10 protein-coding genes are annotated in these 12,784 nt (G+C 50.3%); 8 read left to right on the forward strand and 2 right to left on the reverse strand.

The features are described 5' to 3' along the window. Positions 1-476: 476 nt before the first annotated feature. The gene (locus AC5JLP_RS29450; protein WP_496071415.1) at positions 477-884 is read left to right on the forward strand and encodes a hypothetical protein; all 408 of its coding nucleotides are present in this window, start codon (positions 477-479) and stop codon (positions 882-884) included. 4 nt (positions 885-888) lie between these two features. Continuing rightward, positions 889-2,154 carry a glutamate-5-semialdehyde dehydrogenase gene (locus AC5JLP_RS29455; RefSeq protein ID WP_496071416.1) on the forward strand — a complete coding sequence of 422 codons (1,266 nt, stop codon included), beginning with the start codon at positions 889-891 and terminating at the stop codon, positions 2,152-2,154. A gap of 142 nt (positions 2,155-2,296) precedes the next feature. Here AC5JLP_RS29455 and AC5JLP_RS29460 read toward each other — a convergent pair whose 3' ends face one another. Continuing rightward, complete coding sequence (locus AC5JLP_RS29460) at positions 2,297-3,115, reverse strand: acyl-CoA desaturase (RefSeq protein WP_496071417.1); 819 nt, start codon at positions 3,113-3,115, stop codon at positions 2,297-2,299. A gap of 156 nt (positions 3,116-3,271) precedes the next feature. Here AC5JLP_RS29460 and AC5JLP_RS29465 point away from each other — a divergent pair, with 156 nt between their 5' ends. From AC5JLP_RS29465 to AC5JLP_RS29490, 6 genes are all read left to right on the forward strand, one after another. Beyond that, positions 3,272-4,501: a methionine gamma-lyase family protein gene (locus AC5JLP_RS29465; RefSeq protein ID WP_496071418.1), complete on the forward strand. Its 1,230-nt coding sequence runs from the start codon at positions 3,272-3,274 to the stop codon at positions 4,499-4,501. 864 nt (positions 4,502-5,365) lie between these two features. Next, complete coding sequence (locus AC5JLP_RS29470; protein WP_496071419.1) at positions 5,366-6,388, forward strand: sensor histidine kinase; 1,023 nt, start codon at positions 5,366-5,368, stop codon at positions 6,386-6,388. Then, a complete protein-coding gene (locus tag AC5JLP_RS29475; protein WP_496071420.1) occupies positions 6,385-7,023 on the forward strand; it encodes a response regulator transcription factor in 639 nt (212 codons plus the stop codon). The genes AC5JLP_RS29470 and AC5JLP_RS29475 overlap by 4 nt, the downstream gene beginning before the upstream one ends. Before the next feature lie 126 nt (positions 7,024-7,149). Next, on the forward strand, positions 7,150-7,722 hold the full coding sequence (locus tag AC5JLP_RS29480) for a Crp/Fnr family transcriptional regulator (protein ID WP_496071421.1): 573 nt from the start codon (positions 7,150-7,152) through the stop codon (positions 7,720-7,722). 111 nt (positions 7,723-7,833) lie between these two features. Continuing rightward, positions 7,834-8,289 carry an anthrone oxygenase family protein gene (locus AC5JLP_RS29485; protein WP_496071422.1) on the forward strand — a complete coding sequence of 152 codons (456 nt, stop codon included), beginning with the start codon at positions 7,834-7,836 and terminating at the stop codon, positions 8,287-8,289. 82 nt (positions 8,290-8,371) lie between these two features. Continuing rightward, entirely contained in the window at positions 8,372-8,878 is a 507-nt protein-coding gene (locus AC5JLP_RS29490) for a hypothetical protein (protein ID WP_496071423.1), read from the forward strand. A gap of 26 nt (positions 8,879-8,904) precedes the next feature. Here the strand turns inward: AC5JLP_RS29490 and AC5JLP_RS29495 are convergent, their stop codons facing one another. Beyond that, positions 8,905-12,723: a WD40 domain-containing protein gene (locus AC5JLP_RS29495; protein WP_496071424.1), complete on the reverse strand. Its 3,819-nt coding sequence runs from the start codon at positions 12,721-12,723 to the stop codon at positions 8,905-8,907. Positions 12,724-12,784 lie beyond the last annotated feature (61 nt).

Genomic DNA, 12,784 nt, shown 5'->3' on the forward strand with positions numbered 1-12,784 from the left:
GCAGAAAGCCACTCTTTAAGGAACGAGAATTAATTAAAGTGTGATCTTGAAGTACGGGCGCACGGCCGTGCGCCTCCTACAGAACATCTCACTTGTCGAAGTTATTTAAGCCGCGATCCTAAGCGATCGTGTAGCGCTTCAAACTGAGAAATTGCATCGGCTGAAGAAAAGAATGGAGTCATATTGCACCTGTTAAGTCCATGTGTCAAGCTGTGATTCGCGACTCATTGTTCTCTGGGGCTGGCAGAGATAAACAACTGCCTGCTGGGCATCTTACGCCTCTAATCCAGTTCAGGGAGCAGGAATGGTAATATTTGCATTAAGTCTAAGATGCGCACGGTGTCGTTCGGTAATAATAGAGAGGATAAACTGAATGCGGGTGCCTGGTGATTAGTCGCCAGTACAGCCTGACGTATTGACACTGTTCTAGCTTGGATATCTGCCTGATCTTTGTCAGAAGTCTTTCCTCGCCGCTTGTGCAACCTCAAAAAGCTCAAAAAATCGATTTAGCTCAAAGCTATCCCTGCCCCTGCCGCCGTCGTGGACAGTTGACTCAGATTGCCTTAACGGAAGCGTTTGGGTGTAACCGTTGCCAGCAGATTTTTGTGGTCGAAGAGGGCGGCTATGTGCTGGAAGAACTCTCTACAAGCTATCGTTACAAGCGCACTTGGCGATGGAATGGGCATCAATGGAACGGCGTTTCGTCTGGGCTGAATGATAGCTATCTGCCGATCGTCCTGGGGGTGGTTCTGGTACTGTTGATCATTGGCTTGCTGTTAGCACTCACCTCTCCCACCAATTCTGGAGTGGCCTTTTGGGCAGTTGTGCTACTACTGCTAGCCTTGCTTCCAGCACTCATGGTATTGCTAGCTTACAGACGTTAGCTCAATGACAACTGATTCCTTTAGCCCATCCTCCGACCCGATTGCCGCTGTGCATCGTGCCCATCGCGCCTCTGTAGAAATGGCAACAATGAAGGGTGCTATGCGGGGGCAGGCAGTGCAGGCAATGGCTCAAGCACTCAAGCAACGGCAAGACGATATTTTAGATGCCAATACATTGGATCTAGAGGCCAGCCGTGATATGGCCGTCCCTGACTTAATTTTAGAGTGGCTGAAGCTAACGCCAGAACGGCTCCAGGCTGCGATCCAGATTTTGCAGCGGCTGAGTGAACTGCCCGATCCCATTGGACGCGTCATGAACGCTACCTATCAAATTGACCACTGCCAAACGTATTCGCAACTCATGCCTTTGGGGGTCATTGCGCTAATTTACGAGGCGTTTCCAGAACTCGGCGCGATCGCCGCTGGACTGTGTGCCAAAACGGGCAATAGCATCATCCTCAAGGGTGGCAGCGAAGCCAGCAACTCAAATTTGGTGATTGCTCAGGCGCTACATGGGGCGATCGAGCGTGCTGGTTTACCCAATGACTGCTTTCAAGCACTGCCGTCTGACCAGGGTGCCTCCGTGCGTGACCTGATTAGCCAGGATCAATACATTAACCTGGTGATTCCCTACGGGCGGCCAAACCTGGTACAGCAAATCGTGCGCCAATCAACTGCGCCTGTGCTGAAATCAGCGATGGGCAATTGCTACTTGTACTGGTCGCCGTCTGGACATCTGGATGCAGCCCGCTGGATGATTCTGGACAGCCACCAGAGCGAACCTGATCCTGTAAATGCGATCGAAAAAGTGCTGATTCATCGCAACCAGAACTCAGCCTCGCTCACCATGCTGTGGAACAGTCTGCGAGACAAAGGCTTTGAGATTAGAGGCGATGCAGAACTGGTGGACGAATTTCCTGACCTCAAGCTGGTTGAAGACACAGAATGGCGGCAGGCGTATCTCGCCAAGATTGTCGCCTTCAAAGTCGTGGACCATCTTGAGTCTGCAATCTCCTGGATCAACCTCTACAGCAGCGGACATGCTGACTGCCTGGTGACCGAATCCTATCAAGAAAGCCGTCAGTTTGCGCTAAGCGTCAATAGCGCGTCTACCTACATCAATGCGTCGCCCCGCTTCTCGCGCAACCCGAAACGAGGCGACTCGATCTTTTTAGGCATGTCTAACCAAAAAGGGCATCGACGTGGCTTGATTAGTTTAGAAACCCTTACGACCGTCAAACACATCGTGCAAGGCATGGGGCAGTTTTGAGGGAAAGTATAAAGGCTAAAAGAAGGTGGTTTCCTAGCTTCACTTAGCCTTTAGCCTTCATCCTTTAGCCTTTCCCCCTGCTGGCAATCAACATATGTGGGGCATCAGGAAAACTTAGCCTTTAGCCTTCATCCTTTCTCCCTCACCCCTCTTTTTCTGCCAGCTTCACCTTCTTTGCTAACCCTAATGCTTGAAGGAGCTGAATCGTCATCCAGGTAAAGTCAATCTCCCACCACTGCAAGCCATGACGGGCGGAGTGTTGAAACGCGTGGTGATTGTTATGCCAGCCTTCCCCATAGGTTAGTAAGGCAACCCACCAGCAGTTGGTAGAGCGATCGCCCGACTCATAGGTGCGGTAGCCAAACTGATGCGTGGCGCTGTTAACCAGCCAGGTGCAATGGAAGACTGCCACCAGGCGCACAAACACCCCCCACACCACAAACGGCCAACCACCTAGCAGGTAAAGACCGAGCGCTAGCAAGATTTGAATGGGGATAAATTGCTGATTTAAGAAAAGGTAAAACGGATCATCGTGCAGATCTTTGGTGAAGCGATCGACTTGAGAACGAGAGGGAATTTCGCGGAGCATCCAGCCCATATGACTCCACCAAAACCCACGATTAGAGTCATGGGGATCAGCTGTCTGATCAGAATATAAGTGATGCAACCGATGCATTCCCACCCAGTCAATCACCCCACCTTCACACGCCAGCGTGCCACAGAAGGCCAGAAAATACTCCAACCATTTCGGTGCTTGAAAACTACGATGGGTCAGCAGACGATGGAAGCCAAGAGTAATCCCCAGTCCGCCTGTTACCCAATGTAAAAAGACTGCAACACCGATCGCCGCCCAGCTAAAGTTTGCGGGCAAGAGGGCTAAGAGCGCGCCTCCATGCACGATCGCCATGAAAAGAATCACGGGCAAGTCAAAGTTTAATTTTTTAGAAGTTGCAACAGTCATTCATTCATCTCAATGTGGATTATGGTGCCAATCTGTGCGACGGTGGTCAGTTGCTCCCGTTCAAGCGAACGAGTGAGATCACAAGCTAAGACTGCGATGAATCACGGCGATGCTCAGAACACACCTAGCGTATTCTAGAAAAAAATGAGGCATTTAATGAGCAGCTTTAGTTTGTTAAAAGAAACGGAGCAATCACTATCCTTGATTTTTTCTGGAATTGACGCACAGGTCAAGGAAAATTTGCGACGAGTGCTGAGTGCGTTTCGCATTCACCGAGTGGGCACGCATCACTTTAGCAGCGTGTCAGGCTATGGGCATGATGATTTAGGTAGACAAGTGCTCGATCGCGTGTTTGCCGAGATCGTAGGTGCAGAAGCCGCAGCAGTACGGGTGCAGTTCGTGTCTGGTACCCACGCGATCGCCTGCGCGCTGTACGGCATTCTACGACCGGGCGATGAACTGCTAGCCGTAGCAGGTGCGCCCTACGACACGTTAGAAGAAGTGGTTGGGGTGCGTGGACAAGGGCAAGGATCGCTTGCAGAGTTTGGTATCCGCTATCGGGAACTGGCGTTGACCGAGTTGGGCACGATCGACTGGCACGCCTTAGAAACGGCCATCAAACCAGAAACCCGAATGGTCTTGATTCAGCGTTCCTGTGGGTACTCGTGGCGCTCCAGTTTGGCGATCGCTGAAATCGCCAAGATCGTCCAAATTGTCAAGCAGCAAAACCCCAATACGGTTTGCTTCGTGGACAACTGCTACGGCGAATTTGTAGCTGATCAGGAACCAACGGCAGTCGGCGCTGATTTAATGGCAGGCTCGTTGATTAAAAACCCTGGCGGCACGATCGTTACGGCTGGGGGCTACGTGGCAGGGCACGCCGATTTGGTAGAAGCAGCTACCTGCCGTCTCACCGCTCCAGGTATTGGCAGCTCTGGTGGAGCCACCTTTGACCAAAATCGACTGCTGTATCAGGGCTTATTTCTCGCGCCGCAAATGGTGGGTGAAGCGATGAAAGGCAACCACCTGACTGCTGCGGTGTTCGATCGCCTGGGCTATCCCGTCAATCCTCTTGCCCAGGCTCCCCGCCGTGATGTGATCCAGGCAATCCAGCTTGGCACTCCCGAAAAACTGATCGCTTTCTGCCGCGCCATTCAACAACACTCCCCGATCGGCTCTTACCTTGACCCCGTACCCGCTGCCATGCCTGGTTACGATAGCCAACTGGTGATGGCAGGCGGCACCTTCATCGATGGCAGCACTTCTGAATTCTCTGCCGATGGGCCTTTACGCGAACCCTATACCGTTTTCTGCCAAGGCAGCACTCACTGGACGCATGTCGCGATCGCATTAGAAGCAGCGATCGAGGCGATCGGACAGGCTTGAGTAGAGAGAGAATGGTTGAGAAAGGGCGATCGGGCTGAATTCAAATCATCCAGACATTGCAACAATTGTCTATGGCGATCCTACACACAGAATTACATCTTTAGGACTTACGCAAAAGCGGGTATATCTCGCCCCCTAGCCCCCAATGCTGGGGGAACCGAGCCGATTAAAGCACCCAGAATTGGGGGTTTGGGGGCAAATGCGTAAGTCCTAATCTTATTTAATCCACGATCCTAAGTGAGACATGAGAAACAATGTTGCTACTAGCGGTCAGCTATCAGCTTTTCTCTGCCTGCTGACCGCTCAATGATTAAATTTTGCTCACAATTGATTTGGACTGCTAGGTAGTTGAAGCAGCGCGGTCACTAAGCTTGTGAGCTAGGTAGGGTGTTGGATTTTGGTTTGTAGGCAAGCTCAGATGAAACCATGCCTACTCTTTAGTCTGATGGGAAGCGTGTTGCTTAAATTTCTCAGATTGCTCTTGCCGAGGCAATTGCACAATGCCAATCCAAATCAAAAGATGAAGTGCTTTTGACCAAGCTCGTAGCATTTTACCTCCTTCAGGTGAACCCTGGGGAGCAGTGTATCTGAGTGAATCACTTCGATCGGAGTGATCCCTGTCATGAATTAAGTGCTGGAATTTATGACACAGGTCATATTTTTAAGTAAAGCGAAATCTCATACTGTACGAGAATGTTGCTTCTAGCTGTGGCTCATTTGATAAATCCGGCAATAAATTTCTCTCCAGCCTTTCGTCAAACATTGCGTTATGTCGAGTGGCTCCTCGTGGCTGCTTTTTTCTTGGTATATGGATTAGACCTCAGCTCCAACGATTCACTCGGATTTGTAGGAATCGTGATTTACATGATGGGTTTCGTTGGCTTAAGCTGGATTTTGCCAACCCACTGCCCGAATTGGCAACGGCAGCTCTATGTTCTATGTGGAATTCTATTGTCGCTTTCGCTCCAATGGATGGGGCTAGATTGGGATCTTTTTTTGTATTTTTATATTGCCAAAAGTTGTTTCCTGCTTGAGCGCAAACTCCTCAGCGCAACCATCACTGGAATTGTCCTCTTAAATGTTTTAATTCATTACTGGACTTTGCCAAAAGTTTTTCAAAACAACCTGGCTCATATGCAAACGTTTTCGGACGCACAACCCCTGTGGCAATGGACATTGGCATATGCTGCTAGCTTTTGTGCTGCCGCTGCTTTTGTGATGTGTTTTAGCTTGATCTTAATTTCAGAGCAAAAGAACCGACAACGTGCGGAAGTCCTAGCGCAACAGGTCGAAACATTGGCTGCACACCTAGAACGAACTCGCATTGCCCGTGATATTCATGACTCCCTTGGGCATCTTTTAACCGATCTCAATGCTCGGCTAGCTGTTGCTCAAGCACTCCGCGATCGTGACCCTGATGAAGCCTCTCAAGCCGTTGATATGGCAAGAAGCCTTGCCAGTCAAAGCATCGCAGAAGTGAAACGATCTTTGAAAACTATCAGAAGCTCTGACTTTAACTTAAATCAAGCACTGACAAACTTAATGGAACAACTGCGGTACAACCAGAATTTAAGAGTTCATTGGGATGTAAATCTGCCGCCTTTACCGCTATCTACCAGTCATCATCTTTACTGTCTTCTTAAAGAAGGATTGATTAATATTCAGAAGCATTCCTACGCCTCAGAAGTTTACTTGCAGTGTCAATCCACTCCCCAGGAATTGTTTTTGGAGTTGGAAGATAATGGTAAAGGATTTAACCCTGCTGATCTGCATGATGGGTTTGGCTTAAAAGGAATGGAAGAGCGAGTTCAACTTTTGGGCGGTAAGCTAACAATTAACAGTACGCCAGGCTGCGGCACCCAAATTAAGATTACGCTGCCCTTATGATTCGTCTGCTGCTTGTTGATGATCAAACGATCTTTCGCCAAGACCTAGCGAAACTACTCTCTCTTGAAGGCGATCTGGAAGTCACAGGACAAGCCTCTAATGGGCAAGAAGCGCTTGCGCTTGTTCCCACACTTCAACCAGATGTAATACTTATGGATGTAAGAATGCCAGTCTGCAATGGTGTTGAAGCGACTCGTGAAATCTGCCAGCGCTATCGTTGGATACGGGTATTGGTACTGACCATGTTTGATGATGATGAGTACATTCATCAAGCTTTAAGAGCGGGCGCGCTAGGCTACTTACTCAAAGACACTCCTGCCATGCAAATTGCGATCGCGGTTCGCTCTGTTTATCTTGGCTATGCTCAGTTGGGTCCTTCCATTGCTCCAAAAATATTTGCTCAACTCAAAACGAATGAACTGCTTTCAGAAGAAAAGGTAAAATACCTTTTGAGTAAACGAGAATTAGACGTGTTGAGCTTGATTGGGCAAGGTAAAAATAATCAAGAAATCGCTCAAACTCTCTACCTCACTGAAGGCACTGTGAGAAATTACGTGACGCGAATCCTGAGCCAACTGGGGGTACGCGATCGAGTTCAGGCTGCACTGTGGGCAAAACAACATCTGCTTGACTAGGCAACCTGTATTGAAAACGATCACGTCTTGCCTGTAACCTTTCTACAAAATGGATTGAGTATTCAAGGTTCATCTCCTAATAACAGGCAACGGTTATTTGCAACTTAAAAGTGAGTGCCATTTGTGATGTATGAGCAGCTTGAAGATGCAATCCAGCGTTTGATATACCTCAAACCAGAGGAAAAGCTTCTGTTGAGGCAGTTGTTTGTTCCTAAGTATTTAGAGAAAGGAGACTATTTCTTACGTGCAGGTGAGCCGTGTCAGCATGTTGCCTTTATTCAGCAAGGGCTTTTGCGCTACTACTTGCTCGGTGATGGTGAAGAATTTACTTACTCTTTTGCCAAAGAACACAATTTTGTGAGTGATTATGAAAGCCTTTTATCTTCACAGCCTTCTAAGAAAAGCATTCAAGCGTTAGAAAGCTGTTCGCTACTTGTTACGACCTACGAAAATTTTCAACTGATTTATCAACAGTTTGAAGAAGGGGAACGACTGGGTCGATTACTACTTGAGACCGTTTTTGTCAAAATCATTCAGCAGCTAACGTCGCTCTATCAAGATTCTCCGGAAGAACGGTATAAATTTTTTCTTGAGCATTTCTCAGAGATTCAGCAGCGCATTCCTCAATACTATGTTGCGTCCTATGTGGGGGTGAAACCGCAGTCGTTAAGCCGCATTCGTCGTCGGCTTGGCATTTGAGTACAAGATTCTATTAATGAACCTGAGTGAATGACTTCTGCTTTAACCAGCGGTACTTTGGGCTGTAGAGGTTAGCAATTTTGCTTCAGCGCATCCATTTCGGAGGAAACAATGGTTGTTCTTGTACTTAAAACAATCTCAGTTATCGTCGCGGGCTTGATGGTTGGTAATGAACTTGCCGTTAGTGCGTTTGTACATCCGCGCCTTTCGGCTCTAGACGACCAAGCTCATGCGGCTTCTGCTCAAGCGCTGGCTCGTGTTTATGGTGCTGTTATGCCCATCTGGTATGCAGTTGTTTTAATCTTGACAGTAGCGCTTACGCTGGTTGTGCCGTGGTCAATAGCCACTGAGCTTGCCGTCGTCTCCGCTGCTATTTGGCTTGGCTCCATCATTTTTACCCTTGTATTTCCAGTGCCCATTAATAATCAGGTGATTCGTTGGAATTTGGACGCGTTGCCCAACAACTGGAAAGCCTTGCGGAAGCAATGGGATCACTTTCATGCCATTCGCATCGTTATGCTTCTACTTGCGTTAACGTGTCTTACGGTTGCGGGTCTCATTGCTTAGTGATTGCTGTAATCTACCCCGCGTTGAGGGTCTAATGACGAGATGCCACTGGTATTACACTGGTACTAAAGGAGCGGAAGTGATGGCAGTGAATTACGGACTGATTACCACACTTTTTATTTTGGTTACAACCAGCCTGGCTGTTGGCTATGGGTTTGGCGTTAGAGTTCAACGCCTTCCCTTTACGGCCGCCATTGGCTTTAGCGAACAGCAGTGGCAATTCCTGCGGTGGTGGGTCAAGTTAGCCTTAGTAGTTGGGGTTTTGTTGCCGATCGCCTTGTTGATTCACGCTTGGGGACAACCTTCGTCACGAATGTTTTGGAGCAGTTACCTACTGGTTGTCGCGGTGCAACTCATCTCTGAACGTGTGTTGAGTCAGTGGTTAGTTCCCAGCGTTGTCGTACTCATTGGCTTTTTCTACACGCTTTTTCGGCTATGGCAATTACTGGATGGCTTTCTACAGCTATCCCTAACTGGTTTAACACTAATAGGCCTTGTTGCGGTTGTACTCTTCTGGGCAGCAAACTTGCTGATGTTGATGATCATGGCGATACCAGCGGTCTACCAGAGGCAGAGACTTCAAGAGTAGATGTTCCCCTAACGCCTGCATTCCAGTCAGCTTGAGCTACGGCAAATGCCTCGGCTTTGATCTGTTTGGGGATGGCTGGCGAAGTACTCCTGCAACCAATTGCATCCTTGAGTCAGAAGCTCATCTAACTTTGCAAGATGCCAGAGCTGCGTTTTGCCCGTTTCACTAACCGTGACCAACAGTTTACCGTCATGGCTAAACTCAATCCCTCGCAGTTGAGAGGGGCCGGCGTCAAATTGTGCCAGTTGCCGACCTGCCAAATCCCACAGACGAGCCGTGCCATCCTCACCTGCTGTTGCAAGCTGCTGCCCATCGGGGCTAAACCCAACGCTGACAACACTGCCCCAATGACCATTGAGCTGGGCCAGTTGTTTACCCGATCGCTCCCAAACGCGTGCAGTGCCGTCTTCGCTAGAGGTCGCGAGTTTGGTGCCATCGGGGCTAAAGGTGACATGCAAAATCCAACTGGAATGTCCTTGCATTTGCCCGATTTGCTTACCAGTTAAATCCCATAAGCGAATGGTGCCATCTTCGCCTGCGGTGGCGATCGTTTGACCATCGGGGCTGAAGCTGGTGCTGACTAACCAGCGGTGCCGTCCATTCAATTGAGTGACCAATTTGCCAGAACGATCCCATAGTTTGGCTGTACCGGACGACCCATCTACCCCAACCGACATCAACTGCTTACCGTTGGGGCTAAAGTCAAGGCTCAAGATCCGACCTTGAGCGCTTTGCCATTGCGCGATCGACGTCCCAGACAGATCCCAAACCTTTACAGAGCCATCATCGGCAGCGGTGGCAAGCTGCTTGGTACTGGGGCTGAAGCTAATAGCTCTAATAAAGCGCTGTTGGCTCTGGAACTGGGCAAGTCGTTCCCCAGACAGGCTCCAGATTTGAATGGTGCCGTTTTCGCTGGCGATCGCTACCTGCGTTTTATCCGGGCTAAAACCCACACCGCTGATCGACGCTGTATTCCCAGAGGCCAGTTCACCAAACGTTTTGGTCTGGGTTGACTGCTGCCGTGAGACATCCCAAAAGCGCACGGTGCCATCATCACCTGACGTGACCAGCATCGTCCCGTTGGGGCTAAAACTCACATTACCCACAGGGCCTCGATGCCGCTTGAGAACGGTGAGCAACTGCCCGGTAAGCGACCAGAGCCGAATCGTGCCATCAGCTCCTGCTGTAGCAAGGCGCTGTCCATTTGGGCTAAAACTCACGCCCAGCGATCGCCCCTGATGCGTTTTCCATTGGCTTTTGCCCTGCACCCGCTGCGGATCGGACAAGTCCCAGAGTTGTACGACATCATCGGAGCCTGCGGTAGCAAGATACTGTCCATCCTGACTAAAGCTCACGCTCAGGACTCTGCCTTGGTGCCCATTCAACTGCACAAGCTGTTTGCCCTGAAAGTTCCACAGTCGGGTTGTACTATCCATTCCAACGGTTGCTAGAAAAGGCCCTTTAGGGCTAAAACTCATGCCAAAAATCCACCCTTGATGCCCGATTAACTGCGCCAAGAGTTTGCCGTTGAGTGCCCAGAGCAGTACGGTACCGTCCTCACCTGCTGTGGCTAGTAGTTTGCTATCCGGGCTAAACGTGACGCCCAGCACGCGACCCTTATGCCCCCTGAATTGAGCGAGCTGTTTGCCTGCCAGCGTCCACAGCCGTGCGGTGCCATCTTCACCCGCAGTGGCGATCGATTGGCCGTCTGGACTAAATGTGACACTCAAAATGCGACCTGCGTGCCCTCTAAATTGCGCGAGCTGCTTACCACCCAGATCGGTAAGGCGAATGGTGCCATCTTCACCCGCAGCCGCAATTAACGCGCCTGTAGAGCCAAAGGTGACATCGGCAATCCAGCCTTGCCCCAGATTGATTTGATTGCGTTCATGAATGGTGCCCAGAATGGTTTGAAGGGCAAGCAGCGGACTGGTGATAGGGTAGGGAGTAGGGGAATGGTTGCTACTGGCGATCGTAGTCAGTTCCCGTCCGGTTTGCATCGCCGCAATCAGCGCATCAATCTCACTAATTTGGTTGGCTTGAAACTGCTGTAAGGTATCGAGGGCAGTGGCTTCAAGGCTTTTGATCTTTAGGCTAATCGTCGTAGTGCCCAGGCTCGTTTGAGCCTGAAACGCTTGACGCTGCGCCTGCTGCCGAACTTTTTCTGCACTCAACGCTTTGGCTTCAGCGGTTTGAGCGTCATTCTGGGCAAAAGCTACCCGCTTGCGCGCTTCTAGCAAGTGGGTTTGCAGCGTTTCTAAGTCTGCGCGGGTATCAATCATGGTCTGCTGAGTTTGCCGCTGCGATTGCTCAGCAATTTTGGCTTTTGCTTCGGCAAAGCGCATATTGGCAGTGGTCATTTGAAGCCGCTGTTCGGCGCTTTGCAGTTCCGTCTGGGTTGCCAGCATTTTTTGGTTGGCTTTGGAGGCTAGCAAACCCGCCGCGATCGCCAGCGTCAGGGTGCCTGCAAGGATGACAAAGCCCTTATGGATCGTGCGTCTGGCTTGCCGCTGCGCATCAGACAACAGTCGCGTGACTTCTTTTTCTGCTTCCAGAGCAATTTGTTTATCTAACGCCTGACTTGCGACCAAAAATTGGTAATCAGCATCGCTTAAGCTCTTGTCTACGGCCCATCGCTGTGCATTTTGGAGGGCAGAACCCCGCAGCAAGTGAGCCGCATCCTGGCAGTTGGAACCCATCCAGGCATCCAACGCATCGGCATAGGGGCGATGGCTTGCAAGGATGGCATTGACCCACTCCTGATCAAAAATGGAGGCATAGATGCGGTTGCAAATGGCGAGGACGCCTTGCTGCTCAACCACAATTCCAGAGAGCTTGAGTTCCATGCGCTCAGAGCCATCATCGGCTGAAAGCTTCTGCCGCTGTAAGATTTTTTGATAGCAGCCTAGAATGCGATTGGTGCGCTGTGGGTTCCGCAGGAGTCGATCGCGAATGGTTTTTAAGTGGGGTGGCTCGTCCTGGGACTCCCAGTTATCAATGATGTGGGTGTGCACCAATTGCTCAAGCCACGGAGCCTCTTGCCCAATCGGAATGACTACAGGCGAAGCATGGATCAATTTGCACAGCTTTTGGGTCAGAAAGGGCTGTCCACCCGTCCAGGCTAGCACTTCTCGCAGCATCGCTTGAGGATTGCTGGCAGCTGATCGTAACCCTTCTAGCAGAGGCTGTGCTTCGTCCAACTGAAAGCCACTCAAGGGGATAGCTTTGCCGATATTGAACGGAGTCCGACTTTTGTCCTGAATCAAATCAGATGGGGTGGCAACTCCCAACAGCGCAAAGGTGAGCCGCTGGTATTCTGGGCGATCGGCCCGCTTGTTGTAGCAGGTGCGAATCAGCGCGAAAAAGTCATCAATCAAAAAATCCAGGCTGAGGACGCTATCAATTTCATCAATGAAAATGGCGAAGGTTCGCTCACTGTCTGCCAGCAGCACGTCTTCCAAAAACTTGCCCAGGCGCTGCACAGGGGGCAAAAAGGCATGTTCGCGCCACCACAGCCGCAAGTTAATGGGATTAGCTAGATCAAGGCTGCTTTCTAAAGCGTAGGCGACTCCGGCATACCACTGTTCGGGGCTAACGTTGCGGTTGCCGATCCCCGACACGTCGATCGCGGCACAGGTCACGCCTTCCGCCTGGAGTCGCCGCATGGTTTGAATGCGCAAACTCGATTTCCCCAACTGCCGCGAGTTGAGGACGTAGCAAAATTCTCCTGCTTTTAAGCCTTCATACAGATCACGATCGGCCTGCCGCTTGACATAGCTCGGTGCGTGCAGCGGTAAGCTACCACCAACCTGATATTCATAGCTTAACTCTGCTGTTGCCACCATGCCTGTTTCTCGATCGGGATGCCCTCTTTCTACTTCCGAAAAGATGTAATCGTCATCTTAC

Source organism: Stenomitos rutilans, from assembly GCF_059505485.1.

Coding starts and splice junctions, on each gene's coding strand:
- AC5JLP_RS29455 (WP_496071416.1), top strand. CDS start 889: ATGACAACTGATTCCTTTAGCCCATCCTCCGACCCGATTGCCGCTGTG.
- AC5JLP_RS29460 (WP_496071417.1), bottom strand. CDS start 3,115: ATGACTGTTGCAACTTCTAAAAAATTAAACTTTGACTTGCCCGTGATT.
- AC5JLP_RS29465 (WP_496071418.1), top strand. CDS start 3,272: ATGAGCAGCTTTAGTTTGTTAAAAGAAACGGAGCAATCACTATCCTTG.
- AC5JLP_RS29470 (WP_496071419.1), top strand. CDS start 5,366: ATGATGGGTTTCGTTGGCTTAAGCTGGATTTTGCCAACCCACTGCCCG.
- AC5JLP_RS29475 (WP_496071420.1), top strand. CDS start 6,385: ATGATTCGTCTGCTGCTTGTTGATGATCAAACGATCTTTCGCCAAGAC.
- AC5JLP_RS29480 (WP_496071421.1), top strand. CDS start 7,150: ATGTATGAGCAGCTTGAAGATGCAATCCAGCGTTTGATATACCTCAAA.
- AC5JLP_RS29485 (WP_496071422.1), top strand. CDS start 7,834: ATGGTTGTTCTTGTACTTAAAACAATCTCAGTTATCGTCGCGGGCTTG.
- AC5JLP_RS29490 (WP_496071423.1), top strand. CDS start 8,372: ATGGCAGTGAATTACGGACTGATTACCACACTTTTTATTTTGGTTACA.
- AC5JLP_RS29495 (WP_496071424.1), bottom strand. CDS start 12,723: ATGGTGGCAACAGCAGAGTTAAGCTATGAATATCAGGTTGGTGGTAGC.